General features: G+C 73.4%; 18 protein-coding genes. 9 read left to right on the top strand and 9 right to left on the bottom strand.

The window, feature by feature from the left end; genetic code table 11:
* Positions 1 to 90: 90 nt before the first annotated feature.
* The 4 genes from ACWD1U_RS32050 to ACWD1U_RS32065 all read right to left on the bottom strand — a co-directional run bounded on the left by ACWD1U_RS32050 (position 91) and on the right by ACWD1U_RS32065 (position 3460).
* Positions 91 to 324 (bottom strand): phosphopantetheine-binding protein, encoded by a 234-nt coding sequence (locus ACWD1U_RS32050; protein WP_451112868.1) that lies wholly within the window; start codon positions 322 to 324, stop codon positions 91 to 93.
* Between the two features lie 46 nt (positions 325 to 370).
* On the bottom strand, positions 371 to 1957 hold the full coding sequence (locus tag ACWD1U_RS32055) for an amino acid adenylation domain-containing protein (RefSeq protein WP_451112869.1): 1587 nt from the start codon (positions 1955 to 1957) through the stop codon (positions 371 to 373).
* Between the two features lie 262 nt (positions 1958 to 2219).
* Entirely contained in the window at positions 2220 to 2915 is a 696-nt protein-coding gene (locus ACWD1U_RS32060) for an LmbU family transcriptional regulator (RefSeq protein WP_451112870.1), read from the bottom strand.
* A 329-nt stretch (positions 2916 to 3244) separates the two neighbouring features.
* Positions 3245 to 3460 carry an MbtH family protein gene (locus tag ACWD1U_RS32065; RefSeq protein WP_381672870.1) on the bottom strand — a complete coding sequence of 72 codons (216 nt, stop codon included), beginning with the start codon at positions 3458 to 3460 and terminating at the stop codon, positions 3245 to 3247.
* A gap of 477 nt (positions 3461 to 3937) precedes the next feature.
* Between ACWD1U_RS32065 and ACWD1U_RS32070 the strand changes: the two genes are divergently transcribed.
* From ACWD1U_RS32070 to ACWD1U_RS32100, 7 genes are all read left to right on the top strand, one after another.
* Positions 3938 to 4684, top strand: coding sequence for a thioesterase II family protein (locus ACWD1U_RS32070; RefSeq protein WP_451112871.1), 747 nt, complete (start codon positions 3938 to 3940; stop codon positions 4682 to 4684).
* 85 nt (positions 4685 to 4769) lie between these two features.
* Positions 4770 to 5957 carry a serine hydrolase domain-containing protein gene (locus ACWD1U_RS32075; protein WP_451112872.1) on the top strand — a complete coding sequence of 396 codons (1188 nt, stop codon included), beginning with the start codon at positions 4770 to 4772 and terminating at the stop codon, positions 5955 to 5957.
* 51 nt (positions 5958 to 6008) lie between these two features.
* Positions 6009 to 7037, top strand: a complete 1029-nt coding sequence (gene argC / locus ACWD1U_RS32080) for an N-acetyl-gamma-glutamyl-phosphate reductase (protein WP_451112873.1) — start codon at positions 6009 to 6011, stop codon at positions 7035 to 7037.
* Entirely contained in the window at positions 7034 to 8185 is a 1152-nt protein-coding gene (gene argJ, locus ACWD1U_RS32085) for a bifunctional glutamate N-acetyltransferase/amino-acid acetyltransferase ArgJ (protein ID WP_451112874.1), read from the top strand. Before argC ends, argJ begins: the two co-directional genes overlap by 4 nt.
* On the top strand, positions 8182 to 9159 hold the full coding sequence (argB, locus tag ACWD1U_RS32090) for an acetylglutamate kinase (protein ID WP_451112875.1): 978 nt from the start codon (positions 8182 to 8184) through the stop codon (positions 9157 to 9159). Before argJ ends, argB begins: the two co-directional genes overlap by 4 nt.
* Positions 9156 to 10415, top strand: coding sequence for an acetylornithine transaminase (locus ACWD1U_RS32095; protein WP_451112876.1), 1260 nt, complete (start codon positions 9156 to 9158; stop codon positions 10413 to 10415). The genes argB and ACWD1U_RS32095 overlap by 4 nt, the downstream gene beginning before the upstream one ends.
* Positions 10416 to 10466: 51 nt before the next feature.
* Complete coding sequence (locus ACWD1U_RS32100; RefSeq protein ID WP_451112877.1) at positions 10467 to 11129, top strand: LmbU family transcriptional regulator; 663 nt, start codon at positions 10467 to 10469, stop codon at positions 11127 to 11129.
* Positions 11130 to 11186: 57 nt separating this feature from the next.
* Here the strand turns inward: ACWD1U_RS32100 and ACWD1U_RS32105 are convergent, their stop codons facing one another.
* Positions 11187 to 11831, bottom strand: a complete 645-nt coding sequence (locus tag ACWD1U_RS32105; protein ID WP_451112878.1) for an FMN-binding negative transcriptional regulator — start codon at positions 11829 to 11831, stop codon at positions 11187 to 11189.
* Positions 11832 to 12132: 301 nt separating this feature from the next.
* Here ACWD1U_RS32105 and ACWD1U_RS32110 point away from each other — a divergent pair, with 301 nt between their 5' ends.
* Positions 12133 to 13488, top strand: a complete 1356-nt coding sequence (locus tag ACWD1U_RS32110) for a lysine N(6)-hydroxylase/L-ornithine N(5)-oxygenase family protein (RefSeq protein ID WP_451112879.1) — start codon at positions 12133 to 12135, stop codon at positions 13486 to 13488.
* Between the two features lie 87 nt (positions 13489 to 13575).
* Here the strand turns inward: ACWD1U_RS32110 and ACWD1U_RS32115 are convergent, their stop codons facing one another.
* Positions 13576 to 13971, bottom strand: coding sequence for a hypothetical protein (locus ACWD1U_RS32115; RefSeq protein WP_451112880.1), 396 nt, complete (start codon positions 13969 to 13971; stop codon positions 13576 to 13578).
* A gap of 48 nt (positions 13972 to 14019) precedes the next feature.
* Entirely contained in the window at positions 14020 to 14481 is a 462-nt protein-coding gene (locus tag ACWD1U_RS32120; RefSeq protein WP_451112881.1) for a nuclear transport factor 2 family protein, read from the bottom strand.
* Between the two features lie 343 nt (positions 14482 to 14824).
* On the opposite strand from ACWD1U_RS32120, the gene ACWD1U_RS32125 reads away from it, so the two are divergent.
* On the top strand, positions 14825 to 17617 hold the full coding sequence (locus ACWD1U_RS32125; RefSeq protein WP_451112882.1) for an AMP-binding protein: 2793 nt from the start codon (positions 14825 to 14827) through the stop codon (positions 17615 to 17617).
* A gap of 522 nt (positions 17618 to 18139) precedes the next feature.
* Here ACWD1U_RS32125 and ACWD1U_RS32130 read toward each other — a convergent pair.
* A complete protein-coding gene (locus ACWD1U_RS32130; protein WP_451112883.1) occupies positions 18140 to 19375 on the bottom strand; it encodes a helix-turn-helix domain-containing protein in 1236 nt (411 codons plus the stop codon).
* 221 nt (positions 19376 to 19596) lie between these two features.
* Positions 19597 to 20901 carry an aminotransferase class V-fold PLP-dependent enzyme gene (locus tag ACWD1U_RS32135; RefSeq protein WP_451112957.1) on the bottom strand — a complete coding sequence of 435 codons (1305 nt, stop codon included), beginning with the start codon at positions 20899 to 20901 and terminating at the stop codon, positions 19597 to 19599.
* Between the last annotated feature and the right edge of the window lie 52 nt (positions 20902 to 20953).

Raw genomic sequence — 20953 nt, forward strand, 5'->3', positions numbered from 1 at the left:
GCGTCCGCCAGCTGCCAGCTGCCGAGGCCCAGGGCGGCGATCAGGAGTGCGGACACGGCCCACTTGAGGGCCTTGCCCGTGCGCCCGACGCTACGGGGCCACCGGGTCCAACGACTCGATGTACGCGGAGATCGACGCCACCGTCGGGTTGAGGAACATCTGGTCCATCGGGACCTCGACGCCCAACTCCTCGATGAACGCGCCCTGAATTCTGAACATGATCACGGACTGGCCGCCCAGGGTGAAGAAATCGTCGTCGGCCGATATGTCGTCGACTTTCAGCTCCCGGCACCAAATGGCGCGCACGCTGTCGGCAATCATCATTGTCCTCTCTGGTTCGCCGACAGATTCTTGTCGGCTGTCGCGTCGGCTATCGCGTCGTGCCGCTCAGCGCGTACTGCCTTTTGAGCGAGTCGACCAGCGCCGCGCGGTCGACCTTCCCGTGCGGGCTCAGCGGAAGCCGCAGGACGTTCACGATCCTGGCCGGGACCATGTTGCGCGGCAGGGCTTGCAGGAGACGGATGCGCACGTCGTCCTCGGTGAGCTCGTCCCGGGTCGGAACGATGAACGCGGTCAGCTCGGCCTCGCCGGCGTCGTTGGGCGCGACGACCACGGCCGCCTCCCGGATGCCGGCCAGCCGGCCGAGCGCGCGCTCGATGTCGGCGGGGTCGATGCGCATGCCCCGCACCTTCACCTGCGCGTCCATCCGGCCGGCGACGACGAGGTTGCCGGCCTCGTCGACCCGGCCGCGGTCGCCCGTGCGGTACACCCTCAGCGGCGCGCCGTCGACCTCGATCGTCGCGAACTTCGCGTTCTCGGGGCCCGCTCCGCCCAGGTAGCCCGCGCCGACGCTCGCCCCGGAGATGCAGACCTCGCCGTACTCGCCCGCGCCGACGCCGCGCAGCTCCTCGTCGAGGAGGTGGATGTCGGTGTTGTAGGCCGGCCTGCCGACCGGGGCGATGTCGTGTCCGCCGCGCCAGTACCCGGCGAGGTCGTAGGAGGTCGCGACGTCCGTGCACTCGGCGACGCCGTACTGGTGCAGGAGGGTGCAGGTGTTGCCCTCGCGCCGCGCCCAGTTCGCGAGCCGCTGCGTCTTCAGCGGCTCGCCGCCGAAGAGCACGTAGTCGAGCCGGGTGAGCGCGTCGCCGCCCCGCGCGGTCTCCCAGTCCACCAGCAGGTACAGGGTGCTGGAGGCGCAGTGCACGACGCGTATCTCGTGCTGGGTGAGGATGCGGTAGGCCATCATGGCGTCGAAGTTCCGGGACGCCATGAAGTACTGGGTGGCGCCGCAGAACAGCGGGGTCATCAGGGCACGCTGGGACAGGTCGAATCCGAAGGCACTGACGACCAGGTTGTGCGAGCCGCTGTGCAGGCCGTACTCGAGCTTCAGCCAGTTCATCAGGTTGAACCAGCCCTCGTGCCGCACCGCGGTCAGCTTCGGCGTTCCGGTCGAACCGGACGTGAAGACCGCGTAGCACACGTCGTCGCCGGTGACGTGGACGTCGGGGGCAGTCGCCGGGAGCTGCGCGAGGTGGTCGGTGAGCTGCTCCAGGTCGACGACGTCGACGCCCGCCGAGTCGACCATCCCCCGCGTCTCGGGGGAGGCCACGATCAGGGCGAGGGAGGGCACCTGGCCCAGCAGCAGCTGGAGCCGGGCCGCCGGATAGGCCGGGTCGAACGGCACGTACGCCGCACCGGCCTTCAGCGTGCCGAGGATGGCGACGAGCATGTCCGCCGAGTAGTCGAGACAGACGCCGACCTTCGCTCCCCGGCCGTGTCCGCGCGCGGCGAGGAAGTGCGCGAACCGGTTCGCCCGCGCGTCCAGCTCGGCGTACGTCATCTGCCGGCCGGCCCGGACGACGGCCACGGCGTCGGGGGTGGCCGCCGCGTTGGCCTCGAACTGCCTGTGGACGACGGGCGCCGGGGGCAGGGCGACCCGCTTTCCCTGAAGGATCATCAACTGGCTCCGATGTGAGAGAGGTCCGGTCGGACGAGTCGCCGGGGCGCCACGGGATCAGGGGCCGGCCGGCACGAACGACGCGACGGGCCCGTTAAGGAGTTTTTGCACTATGAGCGTCCGATCAGGTCGCGTGGTCCGGTGCCGTGCATCGCAAGGCGCCTAAGTGCCCTGGCAGCGGAGCTGCCTGGGCGTTTCGGCAACACGGCGAGGCGCGGTGCCAGGCCGCCGCGCGACCCGGGCGGGCACAGTGCAAGGGCCCCTAAGCGGTGCCGCTGTCGGCGGTGTGGCGGTCGGCGGTCGCGAGCACGTGGGTCACCCATTCGCCGACGGGCAGACCGTGCGCGGCGGCCGCATTCGAGTAGTGCTCCAGTTGGTCGGCGGAGAGCTCGATGGTGAGCGTGGTGAGCTTCTGCCGGCCCTTGTCGGCGGCCTCCGGCTCGGCCGGACGGGACACCGCCCGCTCCTCGCCGTCGCCGCCCGCGGGGATCTCGGCGGTGTCGCCGCTCTGCGCGGCCAGGCTGGCGCGGAGCTCCCTGCGCAGCTCGTTGCGCGACCACTTCAGCTGTTCGGCCTTGCGCAGCCAGTAGTCCTGCTCCGGCGGCGACAGCCGGGCCACCTCCGCGTGGTGGGCGAAGCTGAGGCCGTCCCGCCTGCGGTCGTGCTCGAACCGCCGGGCCACCCACGCGTAGTTGCGCAGGGTCTGGTAGTCGAGGCCGGTGCGCTCGATGGCCTCCTTGTACCGCCGCCAGCCGTAGGTGGCCTCACCGAAGAGCAACCAGTCGGCGAGCCACCACGCCGAGGAGTTCACGAGGTCGCGCAGGTTGGCCCCGATCTGCTCCCAGGACCGCTCGGGCAGGTTCTGCGGGAAGACCATCCCCGACTTCTGCACCTTGGCCTGCGTGCCCACGAAGGACAGGACCACGTCGCGCTGCGCCGGCTCACCGCTGGTGTCCACCGGCCTCGCCTTGTACCTGCTCGCCGTTCTCACAGCCCCCGTCACAACCTTCATCTCCCAACTCAGAGCGTCTTCCTGGGTTCCGGCCGGTCACTCGGCCGGACACCCGGGCGGCATGTACTGCGTGAGCGCCGGCGGGACATGGGTGTGCGGGCCCGCGAAGCCGGTCGCGGGCGTCGCGGGCCGCGGCGCCTTCCACCAGGTTCTCTCGGTTCGTACGCCCGTACCGCGCCGTCCCGGTCGGGTCCGCTCGCCCGGCGGGCAGCCGCGGGACCGGGACGGCGCGGGCGGGATCCGCCGCATCGACTCGACGTGAGTCCGTGCGTCGTTCAGCCCGCCGCCATGGCCTCTCGCAGGCTCTTGGGGCGCAGGTCCGTCCAGTTCCGCTCGACGTACTCCAGGCACTCGGCCCTGGCCGCCTCGCCGAAGACCACCCGCCAGCCCGCGGGCACCTCGGCGAACGCCGGCCACAGGGAGTGCTGCTCCTCGTCGTTGACCACGACGTGGAAGCGGCCGTCCTCGTCATCGAAGGGGTTCGTGCTCAACTGGCACCGTCCTTAACCGTCACGGGGTGTCTCGGGATGGGAGAACGCCGGGCCCGCCGGCCCGGCCTCGGGCCGGGGCCGCCGGCTCTCGACGTACACACGGGAGATCGGCCGCCCGCGTTCCTGGGACCGGGCGCGGTCGTCGTACGGGCTTGGCTGCCCCACGTTGCCGGTGGCCGACTCGCCGACCACTGTAGCCACGGCCCCGCTCAGATCCGGTCGAGTTCCGCTCGAGACGCCGGGCGGTGATCGGCGGGCCTCCGGCCGGGGGCCCGCCCGCCGCTCCGGGGGCGTCCGGCGGCCTCCGAACGCGTAGTCGTACGGGTACGGGGAGTACCGTTCCCACGTCGTCGGCGCGCCGCCCGAGGATCGCTAGAGGGTTCCCACACCGGCGCCTGAGTCCCCCTGGTGCCCGCTCCGTTTCGGCCACGGCCGTTCTATGGTGCGAACGTGCGCAGCCCGATCCGAGGGGGAGCGATGGACAGCACACCACCTGCCTTGCGCCTGTTCGTCCTGCACCACGCGGGGGGCTCGCACGTGCTGTACCGCCGGTGGCCGGCCGGGCTGCCGGACACGTGGGACGTGCGACTGCTCGACGCCCCGGGTCACGGCTTCCTCCTCGACCAGCCGCGGATCGCGGACGCCGGCCGCCTGGCCGACTTCCTGCTGCGCCACATCGAGCCCGAACTCACTTGCCCCTATGCCCTGTTCGGGCACAGCATGGGCGCCCTCCTGGCGTACGAGATCACCCGGCGGGCCGTCGACCGGGGCCTGCCCCGGCCGGTGTGGGTCGGTGTCTCGGCCCGCACCGCACCGCAGCTCGCGGTGCCGGGGAGGCGGTACCACTCGCTGCCCGAGGCCGAGCTGCGGGAACGTCTGAAGGCGCTCGGCGGCACGCCCGACAGCGTCTTCGACGACCCCGGGCTGTGGACCCTGTTCGAGCCGGTCATCCGCAACGACCTGCGTCTGGTGGAGACCTGGCGTCCCGCCCCCCGTACCGGTCCGCTGCCCGTGGCGCTGTCCGCCTACGCGGGCGCCGATGACCGCCACGCCTCACCGCCGCGGATGGCGGGCTGGGAAGAGCACAGCGAGCGCTTCCTGGGCCTGCGGGTCTTCGACGGCGGTCACTTCTACTTCCAGGACGATCCCCGGCCGCTGCTGCGGCGGATCGAACGGGACGCGACCACGGCACTCGACGCGGTGACCGCGACGCGCTCCTCCTGAACCCTCCGTGCCTCCCGGCACACGAGTACGGCACGAGTACGGCATCCGCCACCTACGGACGAGTCTTCTGGAACGGGGAACGACGATGCGGACAACGACACGGAAGAGACCCAGCGCGGGCTTGGTCGCGCTGGCGGTGGCCGCCCTCACGGCCACCGTCCTCACGCATCCCGCTCGGGCGGCGCAGGACACCCCCGCCGCGGCGGCCGGCCACCGAACGACGCAGCGTGCGATGGACGCGGCCGTCGCCGCAGGTGTCCCCGGCGTCACCGCCGAAGCGCGGGACGCGGACGGGGTCTGGAGGTCGGCGTCGGGTGTGGGCGACCTGACGACGGGCGCCCCGCGCGGCGAGAACGACCGGTTCCGTGTCGGCAGCATCACCAACACGTTCGTGGCGGTCGTCCTGCTCCAGATGGAGGCGGAGAAGAAGCTCAGCCTGGACGACACCGTGGAGCGTCATCTGCCCGGTCTGGTGACCGGCAACGGCAACGACGGCAGCCGGATCACCGTACGCCAGCTCCTCAACCACACCAGCGGTCTGACCAACTACTTCGACGACTCGCAGTACCTCGATACGTACGTGCTGGGCGACGGTTTCCTCCAGCACCGCTACGACACGCTGCCGCCCGGGGCCCGGCTGCGGGTGGCGTTCTCCCACGCGCCGCAGTTCGAGCCGGGCGCCAGGCACTCGTTCTCCCACACCAACGACATCCTGGCCGCGCTGATCGTCGAGAAGGCGGGCGGCAGGTCGTACGAGGAAGAGGTGCGCGAGCGCATCGTCGTGCCCCTGAAGCTGGAGGCGACGTCCCACCCCGGCACGGACTTCGGCCTGCCCCGGCCGAGCGGCCGCGAGCACGCCAGGCTCTTCCTCGCACAGCCGGACCGGATCGACGACGTCACCGAGGTCAACGGGTCACAGTTCTGGGGCGACAGCGACATCATCTCCAGTACGAGGGACCTGAACCGGTTCTACGCGGCGCTGCTGAAGGGCAAGCTGCTGCCGCCGCAGCAGTTGGCGAAGATGAAGTCGACCGTGGCCAACCCCGACGCCCCCGGCTCGTCCTACGGGCTCGGCATCGAACGGCTCACGATGGGCTGCGGCACCACCCTCTGGTACCACGACGGGGGAACGATGGGGTCGATCTCCCTGGTCGCCATGACCGAGGACGGTCGCCACCAGCTCGCGTTCAACTACAACGGGACCTGGGCAGCGGAGACCATCCTGCCCATTCTGGACGCCGAGTTCTGCGAGGCACCCGCCCGCTCACGCTGAGGCAGCGGGCCGCGAGGACCGACCAACGCGTCCGTCGACGGGGAGAAACTCATGACAGTGCGAGCGGCCGTGGCAGGAGCGAGCGGCTACGCGGGGGGCGAACTCCTGCGTCTGCTCCTGGCCCACCCCGAAGTAGAGATCGGTGCCCTGACCGGGCACTCCAGCGCGGGACAGCGGCTGGGCGCCCTGCAACCGCACCTGGCCCCGCTGGCCGGGCGGGAGGTGCTGCCCACCACCGCCGACGCCCTCGCGGGGCACGACGTCGTCTTCCTCGCCCTGCCGCACGGGCAGTCCGCCGCGGTGGCGGAGCAACTGGGCGAGGAGACGCTCGTCGTCGACTGCGGCGCGGACTTCCGCCTCGCGGACGCGGCCGACTGGGAGGCGTTCTACGGCTCGCCGCACGCGGGCACCTGGCCCTACGGCCTGCCCGAACTGCCCAGCGCCCGCGCCGCCTTGGCGGGCTCCCGGCGCATCGCGGTGCCGGGCTGCTACCCGACCGCGGCCCTGCTGGCCCTCTTCCCCGCGTACGCGGCCGGGCTGGCGGAACCCGAGGCGGTCGTCGTCGCGGCGTCCGGCACGTCCGGCGCCGGCAAAGCGGCCCGGGCGGACCTGCTCGGCAGCGAGGTCATGGGCTCCATGCGGCCCTACGGCGTGGGCGGCGGCCACCGGCACACGCCCGAGATGAAGCAGCACCTCGGCGCCGCGGCGGGCCACCCGGTGGCCGTCTCCTTCACCCCCACCCTGGCCCCCATGCCCCGCGGCATCCTCGCCACCTGCTCGGCCGCCGCGCGGCCCGGGGCCGGCGCGGACGACGTACGGGCCGCGTACGAGAAGGCGTACGGCGACGAGCCGTTCGTGCGGCTGCTGCCCGTGGGGCAGTGGCCCGCCACCGGGGCCGTGTACGGGTCGAACGCCGCGCAGGTCCAGGTGGTCCTCGACCCGGCGGCCGGCCGGATCGTCGCGATCAGCGCCATCGACAACCTCACCAAGGGCACCGCGGGCGGCGCCGTCCAGAGCATGAACGTCGCTCTCGGCCTGCCCGAGTCACTGGGGCTTTCCACGATCGGAGTCGCACCGTGAGCGTCACCGCAGCACGAGGCTTCAAAGCGGCGGGCATCGCCGCGGGAATCAAGCAGAACGGCAGCCGGGACCTGGCGCTCGTCGTGAACGACGGGCCGAGCAGTGCCGCGGCGGGCGTCTTCACCGCCAACCGGGTGCAGGCCGCCCCCGTCCAGTGGTCCCGGCGGATCCTCGCGTACGGCTCGGTCCGCGCGGTCGTGCTCAACTCCGGCGGCGCCAACGCCTGCACCGGACCGCAGGGCCTCGCGGACACCCGCGCCACCGCCGAGCGGGCCGCCGGCCGGCTCGGCCTGGACGCCGGGCAGGTGGCGGTCTGCTCCACCGGGCTCATCGGGGTGCCGCTGCCCATGGACCGGCTGCTGGCCGGCGTCGAGGACGCCGTCGGCCGGCTGTCCGTGGACGGCGGGGAGGACGCGGCGCGCGCCGTCATGACCACGGACACGGTGCACAAGACGGCCTCCGTGACGAAGGACGGCTGGACGGTCGGCGGTATGGCCAAGGGCGCCGGGATGCTCGCCCCGGGCCTGGCCACCATGCTCGTCGTCCTCACCACCGACGCCGACGCCGACGCCCTGGCGCTGGACCGCGCCCTGCGCGCCGCCACCCGGGTCACCTTCGACCGGGTCGACTCCGACGGTTGCATGTCCACCAACGACACCGTGCTGCTGCTCGCCTCCGGCGCGTCGGGCGTGTCCCCGGAGTACGGGGAGTTCGCCGAGGCCGTCCGCGCGGTCTGCGCCGACCTGGCCCGGCAGCTCGTCGGGGACGCCGAGGGTGCCTCCAAGGTGATCCGCGTCGAGGTCGTGGGCGCCGCGAGCGAGGACGACGCCGTCGAGGTGGGCCGCTCCGTCGCCCGCAACAACCTCCTCAAGTGCGCCGTCCACGGCGAGGACCCCAACTGGGGCCGTGTGCTGTCCGCCGTCGGCACCACCTCAGCCGCGTTCGCACCCGACCGGCTGAGCGTCGCCATCAACGACGTGTGGGTGTGCAAGGACGGCTCGGTGGGCGAGGACCGCGCGCTGGTGGACATGACCGGGCGCGAGGTCCGGATCACCGTGGACCTCGCCGAGGGCGCGGACCACGCCGTCGTCTGGACCAACGACCTGACCGCCGACTACGTCCACGAGAACAGCGAGTACTCCTCATGAGCACTTCACCGTCTCCTCGGCCACTCCCCCGTCCCTCCGGCCGCGACCGCTCCGGCGAGCACGCGGACCTGCCCAAGGCCCGTGCCCTCATCGAGGCGCTGCCGTGGGTGGCGCGCCACCACGGCAAGACGGTCGTCATCAAGTTCGGCGGCAACGCCATGGTCGACGACGACCTCAAGGCGGCCTTCGCCATGGACATCCTCTATCTGCGGCACGCGGGTCTGAACCCCGTCGTGGTGCACGGCGGCGGCCCGCAGATCAGCGCGCAGCTCGGGCGCCTGGGCCTGGAGTCCCGGTTCGAGAGCGGCCTCAGGGTCACCACGGACGAGACCATGGAGGTCGTCCGCATGGTCCTGGCCGGGCAGGTGCAGCGCGAGCTGGTCGGGCTGCTCAACGCGCACGGCCCGCACGCGGTGGGCCTCACGGGTGAGGACGCCCGCCTGATGACCGCCGTCAGGCGCTACGCGGACAAGGACGGCACGCCCGTCGACATCGGCCGCGTCGGCGAGATCGCCCACGTCGACGCCGGGATCGTGCAGGGCCTGCTCGACAACGGGCGCATCCCCGTCGTCTCCCCCATCGCCCGGCCCGAGGACGACAAGGACGCCGCCGAGGGCGGTGTGTTCAACGTCAACGCCGACACCGCGGCCGCTGCCCTCGCCGTCGCGCTCGGCGCCGAGACGCTGCTGATCCTGACCGACGTCGAGGGCCTGTACCGGAACTGGCCGCACAGCGACGAGGTGATCCCCCGCCTGACCGCCGGCGAACTGGCCGCACTGCTGCCCCGGTTGGCCTCCGGGATGATCCCCAAGATGGAGAGCTGCCTGCACGCCGTGAACAACGGCGTGCGCTCCGCCCGTGTCATCGACGGCCGGGTCAGGCACTCCATCCTGCTGCAGATGTTCACCGACGACGGGGCGGGCACGGTGGTCGTGCCGGACGACGACGCCGGCGTCCGGGGGGCGACGGCATGAGCGGCGGCGGGGACATCTCCGGCGCGGGCGGGAGCGTCGCGGACCTCGCCGGTGCCGGTGCGGGCAACGCGGCGCTGGCCCGGCGCTGGCAGGGCGTCATGATGGACAACTTCGGCACCCCCCGGCTTCCCCTGGTCCGGGGCCGGGGCGCCCGGGTCTGGGACGCGGAGGGCACCGAGTACCTCGACTTCGTCGGCGGCATCGCGGTCAACTCGCTCGGCCACGGGCACCCCGCGGTCGTCCGGGCCGTCTCCGAGCAGGTCGCCTCGCTCGGCCACGTCTCGAACCTGTTCATGGCCGAACCGACCGTGCGGCTCGCCGAACGCCTGCTGGGGCTCGCCGGGCGCCCGGACGGCCGGGTCTACTTCTCCAACTCCGGGGCCGAGGCCAACGAGGCGGCGTTCAAGATCGGCCGCCTCACCGGCCGTACGCACATGGTGTCGGCGTCCGGCGGCTTCCACGGCCGCACCATGGGCGCCCTGACCCTCACCGGCCAACCCGCCAAGCAGCGCCCCTTCCAGCCGCTGCCGGGCGACGTCACCCATGTGCCGTACGGGGACGCCGAGGCCCTGCGTGAGGCCGTCACCCCGGACACCGCGCTGCTGGTGCTGGAGCCCGTGCAGGGGGAGAACGGCGTGGTCGTCCCCCCGCCCGGCTATCTGCGGGCCGCTCGCGAGATCACCGCGGCGACCGGTACCCTCCTCGTCCTGGACGAGATCCAGACCGGCATCGGGCGCACGGGCCGCTGGTTCGCGGCCGAGGCCGAGGGTGTCGAGGCGGACGTCGTCACCCTCGCCAAGGGCCTGGGCGGGGGCCTGCCCATCGGTGCGACGCTCGCCTTCGGACCCGCCGCACAGCTCCTCACGCCCGGCGCGCACGGCTCCACCTTCGGCGGGAACCCCGTGGTGTGCGCGGCGGCCCTCGCCGTACTGGACACCATCGAGCGGGCGGGCCTTCTGGACCACGTGGCCCGGACGGGGCAGCGGCTGCGGCACGGCCTGGAGAACCCGCGCCACCCGCTGGTGCGCGAAGTGCGCGGCACCGGGCTGCTGCTGGGCGTCGTGCTCGACGGGGACGCGGCGGCGCGCGTGCAGCGGGCGGCCGAGGACCGGGGGCTCCTGGTGAACGCGGTGATGCCGGACGTCGTCCGGCTCGCCCCGCCGCTGATCGTGTCGGACCGTGAGGTGGACGCGTTCCTCGGCCGCTTCCGCAAGGCCCTGGACGAGGCCCTCGGCGAGGTGCCGGCGGCGGCCTGAGCCGAGAGCGGGCGAGAGGGCCCACCGATGAAGCGCACTTCCCCTGGAGGCATGATGACGCGTCAGGCCGGACGGACCGCCGGGTCGCCCGGCGGCCCGGCGAACACTCACACCCAGCCCCATGGGGGCCAGGTGCTGACGACGAGAGTGGGCCTGCGGATGCCGGCCCGGATGGCGTACGACGAGTGGGAGCGGGCCGGACAGCAGCTCGCCGGCGTCCTCGACTCGTCCTCCTGGTGGCTGGGCGACTGGCTCGTCTACGGCAAGGACCACTACACCGACCGCTACCAGCGCGGGATCCGCGCCGCCGGCCTCTCGTACCAGACCCTGCGCAACTACGCGTGGGTCGCGCGGCGCTTCGGTCTCGCCCGGCGCCGCCCCGCCCTGAGCTTCCAGCACCACGCCGAGCTGGCCTCCATGCCGGCCGGGGAACAGGACCTCTGGCTCGACCGCGCCGAGGAGGGGCGGTGGAGCACCAAGCAGTTGCGCGTCGCCCTGCGCGCCGCCCGCCAGGACGAGCGCCGGCCGCGCACCCTCACCGAGCCGAGCGGCCGCCTGGAGGTCCCCGGCCACCGTCTGCGACGGTGGCACGAGGCGGCGGAGCAGCTGGGCGTCGACTTCGAGCAGTGGGTGACGACCACGCTGGACAGCGCGGCGGCGAGCGCCCTGGAGGACGCACGGGACCCCGTCCGGCCGGTGGCCGTCAGCGCGTGAACCGTCGGTGCCGGGGGCCTCGGTGCCGAGACTCCCGGCACCGGGGCCCCGGGCAGGTCACGGCAGCCGGCTCATCAGCCCGGCGGTCTCGCGCTTGTGCCGGCACGCGCTCTGCCCGAACGACTCCCGTACCCTCTCGCGTACCTCGGCCGGCTGCTCCTGGCTGAGCTTGAACATGCCCTCGGCCCCGGTCACCGTGAACCGGAAGGCGCCCACTGCGGGCAGGATCTTGCGGAAGTAGTCGACCGACTCGGTCATGTCCCAGCCGTCGCCGAAGTCCCCCTCGTAGGCACGCACGGTGGCCTGCACCACGTCGAGCGTCTCCTCCGTGGAGTCGATCTTCTCCACCACGCCCCGGGCGTGCACCGCGGTGAAGTTCCAGGTGGGGGCGGCCGGAGTCGTCTCGTACGCCGTGGGGGACACGTAGGAGTGCGGCCCGGTGAACGTCAGCAGCAGGAGGCCGCCCGTCTCCAGGGCCGACCAGTGCGGGTTGGCCCGGTTCATGTGCCCGAGCAGCGTGGCCCCCGGCAGCTCGCCGGGCCGGTCGCCGGACCTCTCGGGGTCGAATATGACCGGCAGATGCGTGGCGAAAGGACCGTCCTCGGGGCTTCCATTGGACACGGCGAGCGCCAATGGATTACCACGGACCAGATCCACCATCCACGAATTGTCCGGTTCGCGATAGAAGCTGGGCACGAACATCCGGGTTCACCCTCTCGGCAATTGACTCAAGGCATGGCTCAGGCTCAGAGTGTGACTGATCGCATTACTCCGGACACTTACGCCGTCGGCCCCGTCAAGCGGAGTTGTCGAGAATCTTCGCCGACCATACCGGTGTCCTGTCGGCAGGACAACGTTTTCGAATATCGCGCACCTCGAGAAGTTCTCGAATGGTCTTCATGTCGTCTTCAAGTTGCCTTTGAGATGCTCCTCGGAGCTACAGCACAGAACGGTCTCTCGGGCCACCGGTCGAGTTTTCCAGACGTAAGCGGGAGAATTTTCCATGGGCATAACGGGTAGGCGCCACCAAGAGATCTACGACGTGATCGGTATCGGGTTCGGCCCGTCCAACATGTCGCTCGCGATCGCCTTGGAGGAGCACGAGGCGAGCGCTCCGCAGCATCCGCTCAGGTATCACTTCTTCGAGCGGCAGCCCACCTTCGGCTGGCACCGGAACATGCTGCTGCCGTCGACGACCATGCAGATCTCATTCCTGAAGGACCTGGCGACCTTCAGGAACCCGATGTCCCGGTTCAGCTTCATCTCCTTCCTGCACTCCTCGAACCGGCTGGTGCAGTTCGTGAACAACCAGGACTTCTTCCCGACCCGGCAGGAGTTCCACCAGTACCTGGAGTGGGCGGCCGCCGGCCTGAGCGACCGGGTCACCTACGGCACCGAGGTCACCTCGATCCGGCCCGGCACCGGGGGCGGGGCCCTCACGCCCGATCTCCTGGAGATCGAGGTGCGCGGCGCCGACGGCACCACCAGCGTGGTCACCGCCCGCAACGTGGTCATCTCCACGGGACTGGTGCCGCGCCTGCCGGAGGGCGTGACGGCCGACGAACGGGTGTGGCACAGCTCGCAGTTCCTGAGCAAGTTCAACGCGCGTGACCCGCAGGAACTGAAAAGCGTGGCGGTGGTCGGCGCCGGCCAGAGCGCGGCCGAGATCACCCGGTTCTTCTACGACTCGCTGCCGCACGCCCAGGTCTCCGCGGTCATCCCGTCGTACGGCTACTCCGTCGCCGACGACACCCCCTTCGCCAACCAGGTGTTCGACCCCGGCGCGGTCGACGAGTACTACTACGGCACCGACCGGGCCCGGGACGCGTTCTGGCGCTACCACCGCAACACCAACTACTCGGTGGTCGACACCGACGTCATCCGGGCGCTGTACCAGCGGTCGTACGACGAGCAGGTGCGCGGCACCCAGCGGCTGCACTTCCGCAACCTCACCCGGGTCGTGGAGGTCGAGAGCACCGGCGAGGGCACGCGGATGGTGCTGCGTTCGCTGCTCGACGACCGCACGGAGGGCCTGGCCGTGGACGCGCTGGTGTTCGCCACCGGCTACGACGGGGTGGACCCGGCCCGGCTGCTCGGCGACGACTTCGACGCGCACTTCGAGCGCGACGCGGCGGGCCGGCACCGGGTGGAGCGCGACTACCGCCTCGTCTCCTCGTCGGGGCTGACGTGCGGCGTCTACCTCCAGGGCGGCACCGAGCACACGCACGGCCTGACGTCGGCCCTGCTGTCGAACATGGCGGTACGCAGCGGCGAGATCGCCGACTCGATCGTGCTGGGGCGCACCGAGCGGGAGCTGGGCCGTACCCACTCCGTGGAGGAGGCGTCCTCGGCCGCCTGAGGCGCACGTCGTGAGCGGGCCCCGGTGCTGCGGTCGCAGCACCGGGGCCCGCTCCGCGTGGGTGGCGCGTCGTCCCGGGCGCCCGTGTCAGGCCGCCTCTCCGAGACCGCGGTCGTCCCGCCGCGCCCGCTTCTCCCGGTCCCGCCGCACCAACGGCTCCTGCTGCCGCCGCTCCCGCTGTTCCCTCAGCTTGCGCTCGTGCTGCTCCTGCTGGACGGCGTACACGGCGACGAAGGCGGCGAGTCCTCGCGCGGTGCCGTCCGGCCCGAGGGCTGTGACCGGCACGCTCCGTCCGAACTCCCGCGACAGCGTGCGGTGCGCCGACAGCGCGGCGGCCACCAGCTCGCCCTGGAAGCGGTGGGGACGGTGGGCGCCGTCCGTGTCCCCGTGGGTCGTCGCGAGCGCCTCGGCCCAGGCCCGGGAGGCGGTCGTCTCGTCGTCGCCGCGCGCGTGCGGTACCGGGATCGGACGTGGCTCCGGCATGGCTGCCTCCTGTGCGTCTGGTGCGTCCGGCTGCTCTCGGTCGAGGGTTCAGGCCAGGTCGTCGCGGGTCACCCGGCGGTGCGCGGTGCGCCACTCGCCTCCGGCGCGGACCAGGACGTCCTCCATGACGCACACGCGCAGCCCTTTGGGGCTTCCTCCGCCCGGCGTGACGTACACCAGGGCCGAGCAGCGGGTGTGCAGCGATCCGTCCGGCTGGGGCTGGACGTCGAGCATGCCGACCCAGTGGTCGAGGCGGCCGCCGGCCCGCCGCTGCCGTTCCGCGCCGGCCCGTACGTAGCGGGCGAGCCCGTCGAGGGCGCGCACCGGCTCGGGGAGGGTGGGAAGTTCGAGGACGGCGTCCTCGGTGAAGGTGAGCGCCCAGCGCTCGGCGTCGTGCGCGTCCAGGATCCGCATCTGGTGCTCGTAGAACTCCTGCACCTCCGCGTACAGGGCGGCGAACGTCCGGCTCTGGAGCGTGCGTTCGACGGTGCCCACCAGCTCGACGGTCATGATCTCAGCCTCCGCTTCCGTCCGTGTCCCTGGAGGGGCGCCGGGGGTGTCCCGGCGTCCCTCCAAGGAAGCCGAACTCGGTGCGGGCAGTTTCTGAGGTTCGGATCGAGCATCCTTCAAATACTCCTCAAGGCTCCCTCCGAGGCCGGACGCCGCGCGGGCCCCGGCAAACGGAGGCGCCCCCTCCCTGCACCGGTCCCGCCCGCCCAACCTGCGGTTCCACTGCCCTTCGACCGCTGCGAGACCTCTCCTCGAGACGTCGTTGCCAACCTTCAGGCAACGTTTTGCCAAGCCGGGCCAGCCGGGTCCAGCCGGAAGGCGCTGTCCTAAGGAGCGGGTGCTGATGTTCAACTCCGGCCTCAACGAGCAGCAGGACGCCCCCGCCACCGCGCCGGGCGACAGCCCGGCCGGCCGGCCCAGCAGTTACGACGCCCTGCCGATCCCGCCGGCGCACCTGCGGGAGTGGCGGGACGCCACCCTCGGCCGGATCCGAGAGCTGCCGCGCCGCCGGGTCCTGGAGATCGGTGCCGGCACCGGGACGCTGCTGCCCCGCCTCGCCCGCGACGAGGAGGTCCGGGAGTACTGGGCCACCGCCTTCTCCCCCGCCGCCGTCGCCGCGCTCACCGCGCGGGTGGAGGCCGACCCGGTCCTGCGGGAGAAGGTCCGGCTCGACTGCCGCGGTGCCGAGGACACCCACGGGCTGCCCGCCGGGCACTTCGACACGATCGTCGTCGACTCGGTGATCCAGTACTTCCCGGACCTCGACCACCTGCGCACCGTCGTCGAGCGCCTGCTGCCGCTGCTGGCGCCGGGCGGCTCGCTGTTCCTCGGCGACCTGCGCAACCTGGACCTCGCCCACTGCTTCCGGACCGGGACCGCGCTGGCCCGGCCGGGTGCTGCCCGGGGCGACCGGGAGGCGCTGCGCCGCCGCATCGACCGCGAGGTCGCCCTGGAGACCGAGTTGCTGCTCTCGCCCGCCCTGTTCGACGCCCTCGCCCGGGATCTGTCCGCGGTGCGCGCGGTCGACGTACGCGTCAAACGCGGCGTCCAGCACAACGAACTGACCCGCTACCGCTACGACGCGGTCCTCTCCACCGCCGAACCCGCCGCCGACCTCACCACCGCGCCCCGCGCCCGCTGGGGCGAGGAGATCACCACCGCCGCCGGGCTCGTCGGCCACCTGCGCGCCCGGCGACCCGCCGTGCTGCGCCTGACCGCCGTGCCCAACCGCCGGGTGCACGACGAGTACGCGGCCATGCAGTCCCTCTTCGACCCCTTGGAGAGCATCGACCTGGCTCCGCAGGACGCGCCCGCCCCCGCACCGGAGGCACTGTGCGGGGCTGCCGAGCGCCTCGGGTACCGCGCCGTTCCCACCTGGGGCGAGCGCCCCGACCTCCTGGACATCGTCCTGCTCGACCCCGAGCGGATTCCCGCGGGCCCGCTCACCGGCGTGTACGCGGCACCCGTCGTCGAGGCGGCGGGCTGCGCCAACACCCCGGCGGCAGCGGGCCGCACCGCCGGCCCGGACGCCGGCCCCCACACCCGTCTGCCGGCACCGCTGCCGGAGGGTGCGGTCCCGTCCGCGCGGACGGGACCGGACGCCCTCCCGCCGAGCACGGCCGGCCCGGGCACCCGCGCGACCCGGCCCGCGCCGCCCACGCCCACCGTCACCGCCGAGCGCCCGGCTACGGGAAGCCTGCCGGGCACGGAAATCCGGGCAGGCACCGGGACCCGGGCGGACGCAAAAATCCAGGCAGGCGCCGGGACCCGGGCGGACGCAAAAATCCAGGCAGGCGCCGGGACCCGGGCGGACGCAGGAATCCAGGCGGACGCAGGAATCTGGGCGGACGCCGGAATCTGGGCGGACGCGGACGCGCCGCCCGTCGAGGGGGACGTGGCCTCGCTGTTCGCCGCGCAGGTGGCGCGGGCGCCCGAGGCGCTCGCCCTGCCCGGCCTCGACTACGCCGAACTCGACGCCCGCTCCGACCTGCTGGCCCACGCGCTCCTGGCGCACCGGGCCGGTCCCGGCACCTGTGTGCTCACCGCCCTGTCCTCGCCGGCCGGGTTCGCGGTGGCCGCGCTGGCCGTGGTGAAGACGGGAGCCGCGCTGCTGCCCGTCGATCCGACACTGGTCCTCGCCGAGGCGCCGCACCCGGCGGTGCTGCTGCTCGACGAGACCGCGGACCTGCTGCTGCCCGCCGTGCCCGGGGCAGCCCGGCTGGTCCGCGAGGAAGCCGCCGGCCCGCTGCCGCCGGCCGGACACTGGCCGGTGACGGACGCCGACCGGCTCCGGCCGCCGTGCCCCGGCGATCCGCTGCTGCTGGTGCCCGGCGAGGACGGCACGGTCGTGGTGGGCGGCGAGGCCGTCGCCGCGGCGGCCGGGGCCGCACCGGCGGACACGGCCTGGCTGGTGCGCGGCTACCCGGACGGGGACGCGGCGATCGGGCTGCTGAGCGCCCTGGTGTGCGGTGCGCGCGTCCATGTCCCGGACGGCTCGCTCACCCGGGACGTGCCGCACGAGGTGCTGGGCTGGCTGCGCCGCCGCGGAGCCCGGATGGTGCTGGGCGGCGAAGACGACGTGCTGTGCGCGCTGCTGGCGCTCGCCCGGGCCGAGGGAGCCGGGCTGAGCGTGAGCGGCGGCTGGGCCGAGGGCAGGCTGGTCGTCGAGCAGGTGCCCGGCTCCCCGCCCCGGCCCGCCCCCGGCTACCGGGCCTACCTCCTCGACCCCCTGCTGCGTCCGGTGGGCCCGGGAGAGACCGGGTCCCTGTACATCGCGGGAGCGGGCGTGGCCCAGGGGTACACCGGGGAGCCCGGGGCCGACGGCGAACGGTTCCTGCCCGACCCGTTCGGCGGCACGGGCGGCGTCACCGCCCGTATGTGGCGCACCGGCCGGGCCGCCCGCCTCGACGCGGACGGCAGTCTGCGGGTGCTGGACGGTCCGGCCCGCGACGACCCGTTCGCCGACGAGCACGCCACCTTCGTCGTCCTCGCCGACGCGACCGGTCACCGCGCCCTGTGGCCGGCGACGGCCGCCGTCCCCGAGGGCTGGTACGAGACCCACGGCGAGGACGCCTACGACCCGTGCCTCGACCATCTCCACGCCCCGCTGGACGACCACTTCGACGACCTGTTCTAGCCGCACGCCGAGGTCGAACCCGCCTCCCCGTCCATCGCCCCCCGCCCGCACAGACCGACGACGCGTCACCTCCCGGAGGGACCCCATGAACATCACCGGCAACCGCCCCCGGTCCTCGGCCCCTTCCTCGGCCGCGGCCCGGACGACCCCGCCACGGCCCGCGCGCCGCCCGTGGCCCGCCCGGCCCCGTACCGGCCGGAGGGCGACCCGCGGCACCTGGACGGGACGCCGGCCCCCGCGCACGAACCGCCGCCGGCCATGCGCCACCACCGCGCTCCCGCACGACGTGAGGAGGGCACCCGCATCACACCGGCCCCCGGCGACCCCGTCGACCGGACGGCGCCCGGCACGCGACACCCGCGCATCGACGATCGGCGCGCCCCGACCCGCGTCAGGCCCACGACTGTCCGCCGGGCCCGCGCAACCACCGGTCCGGGCCGCCGAGGGCGGGTTCGATGCCGGCCCCGGTGACTCCTCCGGCGACGGACCGCACCCCGAGCAGGACCCGCCGGCAACCGGGCGTCAGGCCCCGGACGCGGCCGTGCCCCGCTCCCCGCCGGCCTCGACGAGGGACTCGGCGAGGATGCGCCAGATGTCCGCGGCGAGGTCGATGTTGGCGTCGGCCTGGGCCTGTTCGGCCAGGGCGCGCAGGCCCTGGACGCCGCCGGCGTCGCCGGAGCGGATGCGCAGCTGGTGGCGCAGGATGTCCAGCCGCATCCGGTCCCGGTAGGTCATCATGGGCTGCGCCTGGGCGAGTTCACCGAGCAGGACGCGGGCGTCGTCGTAGCGGGCGGTGAGGAAGGCGAGGTCGGCCTTGAGCGCGGTCAGCTCCTGGCGCAGGCCGGGCGTCCCGACGAAGACGAGCGCCGACTCGGCCGCCGTGGCGCACCGCTCGGCGGCCTCGGGGTCCGGGGGCCGCTTCTGCAGGTGCAGCCGGCCCGTCGCGATCCTGAGCCTGAGCCACAGCACGAGGTCCTCACCGCTGTCGAACTTCTCCAGCGCCTCCTCCAAACGGGCCTGCGCGGCGGCATGGTCGCCCTGCCGGACCAGTACCGCCGCCGCGGTCCACATCGCCTCGGCCCACAGCGCGTCCGACCGGCCCGCGACCAGCTCGACCAGCTCGTCCGCGTGGGCCCGGGCGTCGGGCATCCGGCCCGCCTCCGCCTCCACGGAGACCAGGGCGAGCAGCACCGCGGCACGGTCGTCCGCCTCCAGGTCGTCCTCCTGGGCGAGACGGTGGGCGGTCGTCGCGGCGTCGCGGGCGTCGGTGATCTCGCCGAGCGAGCGCAGGCAACGGGCGTACCGGGTCAGCCCACGCACCCGCAGTGCGGTCAGGCCGACCTGGTCGCCGAGCCGTACCAGCTCCTCCAGGTACCCGCGTTCGCCGGTGTGGTCGCCCTGGACCCGACGCTGCCGGGCCAGGTGCCACAGGGCCTGCCAGCGCAGCACCGGCGTCTCGTGCCCCTCTGCGGCGAGGGCCTCGCGGAGGGTTTCCATCGCCGCGTCGGAGCCGGTGGAGGCGGCCAGGGTGAGCGCGTGGGCGAGTGAACCGCCCGCGGGTTCCTCGAAGTCCGCCGCGGCCAGGCCGAGCCGTCCGGCGAGGTAGGCGACGGCCCGTTCGGTGGGCTGGCGAGCCCCTGACTCCAGCCGGGAGAGGTATCCGGTGGACATGCCGTCACCCGCCAGCGCGGTCTGGGACAGCCCGCGGGCCTGGCGCAGTTTCCGGAGTCGACGGCCGAAAGCCGGCTGCTGCAGCATGTGACCAATCCCTGAGGGCAGGCGGGTGGGGGGTGGCCACGAGGCAGAAGGGGAGCCGTCCGAAGCCGCAACGAGCGTAGGGCGCCGGGCAACAGCCGGGCAATGTTTTGCCAGGCGCCCTGACATGGTCTCGTGCGGACCTCACGTGTTTCTCGTGCGTTCCTCGAGCGGGCGGTCCGGCGCACGGCCGGCCGTCGGCCCGGCCTCTCACCCGCGAGGCTTCAGGCCGTGCCGTCCGGCGCGGGGCCGGACACCAGCGCCAGGTGACGTCGCCCGGTAGTACCCCGCCGCGGACGCGGGACGCGCACCGCCGGAGCCGCGCCCTCCTCGGCGGCGGACACGGCGCGCGGGGCCGCCGCCACCGGGGCCGGCACCGCCCCGGCGCCCGCCGCCACCGCCACCGGGGCGGGCACCGCCGCCCGGACGGCCGACGGCACGGTGTGGTGCCTCCGCCCGGCCAGGACCTCCCGCAGCGCCTCAGCGAACCGGGCGACGTCCTCCGTGGAGTTGTCGTGGTGGACGGAGACGCGCACGGCGGCGGTGACTCCGCGCCCGGGCAGGTACAGCGGGGTCTCCTGCGCGACCGTCTTGCCCACGGTGACTCCGCGGGCGGCGAGCTCCCGGCGCAACGGCCCGGCGGGCACGTCGGCGTGCCGGAAGGTGACGATGCCGGACTGGACCCGCCCGGGGGTGATCAGCTCGGCGCCGGGCGTCTCCTCCACGGCGGCACGCAGTACGGCGGCGAGGTCCCCGGTGGGAACGGCCGCCCCCCGCCCGGCCAGGGCGGCGTTCAGCGCGACGACGCGCGCGCCCTCCGGCGGAGCCAGGGGTGCCGTGCCGTACGGGGCCAGTGCCTGCCGCAACTCGGGTGCCGCGTAGGCGAACCCGACCGACTCCGGGCCGCGCAGGAACCGCCAGCCGTCCCCGGTGAGCAGCTGGCAGCCGATGCGTCCCGCGTCCACGGGGAGCTGGCCGACGGCGTACGAGGCGTCGACGGCGTAGAGGCACCGGTACGGGGCGAGGACGCGGCCGATGTCCTCCACCGGGGTGACGATGCCGCAGCTCGCCGGGACGTGTGCCACCGACACCAGGGCGACGTCGTCGTCGATGTGCGCCGCCATCCACTCCAGGTCCACGTCGCCGTCCGGGCGCAGCGGTACGACCTCCAGCCGGCAACGGGCGCGGTCGCGCAGGGCGGTCAGGACGGTCAGGTTGGCGACGCCCTCGTAGGGGGTCGTCCAGATCCGGTCGCCGGGACCGAGCGGGAGGCGCGACACCAGGGTGGCGAACGCGTCCGCCGCGCCGGTGGACACGACGGTGTCGCCGGCCGGCGCACCCAGCAAGGCCGACAGGCGCGCGTCGAGTTCGCGGCGCACGACGTGATGGACGTGCTCGTCCACCTCGTGCGGGCCGTGACGGTCCTCCTGCCTTGTCCACTCGGTGAGTTCCGCGCGGGCGGCGACCGGCATCCGGCCCAGGCCGGCGGTGTCCAGGTGGACCCTTCGGTCCCGGTCACCGTGAGGCATCGCGTTCACTTCCGACCTCCCCCGATCAGTAGGCAACTTTTTGTCTCTTGCT

This window comes from Streptomyces sp. NPDC002788 (assembly GCF_053592115.1).

Bases quoted from the DNA above. Each gene is read 5' to 3' on its own strand.
- ACWD1U_RS32135 (WP_451112957.1), bottom strand. From the start codon at position 20,901: ATGCCTCACGGTGACCGGGACCGAAGGGTCCACCTGGACACCGCCGGC.
- argC (WP_451112873.1), top strand. From the start codon at position 6,009: ATGACAGTGCGAGCGGCCGTGGCAGGAGCGAGCGGCTACGCGGGGGGC.
- ACWD1U_RS32100 (WP_451112877.1), top strand. From the start codon at position 10,467: ATGATGACGCGTCAGGCCGGACGGACCGCCGGGTCGCCCGGCGGCCCG.
- ACWD1U_RS32105 (WP_451112878.1), bottom strand. From the start codon at position 11,831: ATGTTCGTGCCCAGCTTCTATCGCGAACCGGACAATTCGTGGATGGTG.
- ACWD1U_RS32115 (WP_451112880.1), bottom strand. From the start codon at position 13,971: ATGCCGGAGCCACGTCCGATCCCGGTACCGCACGCGCGCGGCGACGAC.
- ACWD1U_RS32070 (WP_451112871.1), top strand. From the start codon at position 3,938: ATGGACAGCACACCACCTGCCTTGCGCCTGTTCGTCCTGCACCACGCG.
- ACWD1U_RS32095 (WP_451112876.1), top strand. From the start codon at position 9,156: ATGAGCGGCGGCGGGGACATCTCCGGCGCGGGCGGGAGCGTCGCGGAC.
- ACWD1U_RS32120 (WP_451112881.1), bottom strand. From the start codon at position 14,481: ATGACCGTCGAGCTGGTGGGCACCGTCGAACGCACGCTCCAGAGCCGG.
- argB (WP_451112875.1), top strand. From the start codon at position 8,182: ATGAGCACTTCACCGTCTCCTCGGCCACTCCCCCGTCCCTCCGGCCGC.
- ACWD1U_RS32125 (WP_451112882.1), top strand. From the start codon at position 14,825: ATGTTCAACTCCGGCCTCAACGAGCAGCAGGACGCCCCCGCCACCGCG.
- ACWD1U_RS32110 (WP_451112879.1), top strand. From the start codon at position 12,133: ATGGGCATAACGGGTAGGCGCCACCAAGAGATCTACGACGTGATCGGT.
- ACWD1U_RS32050 (WP_451112868.1), bottom strand. From the start codon at position 324: ATGATGATTGCCGACAGCGTGCGCGCCATTTGGTGCCGGGAGCTGAAA.
- ACWD1U_RS32130 (WP_451112883.1), bottom strand. From the start codon at position 19,375: ATGCTGCAGCAGCCGGCTTTCGGCCGTCGACTCCGGAAACTGCGCCAG.
- ACWD1U_RS32075 (WP_451112872.1), top strand. From the start codon at position 4,770: ATGCGGACAACGACACGGAAGAGACCCAGCGCGGGCTTGGTCGCGCTG.
- ACWD1U_RS32055 (WP_451112869.1), bottom strand. From the start codon at position 1,957: ATGATCCTTCAGGGAAAGCGGGTCGCCCTGCCCCCGGCGCCCGTCGTC.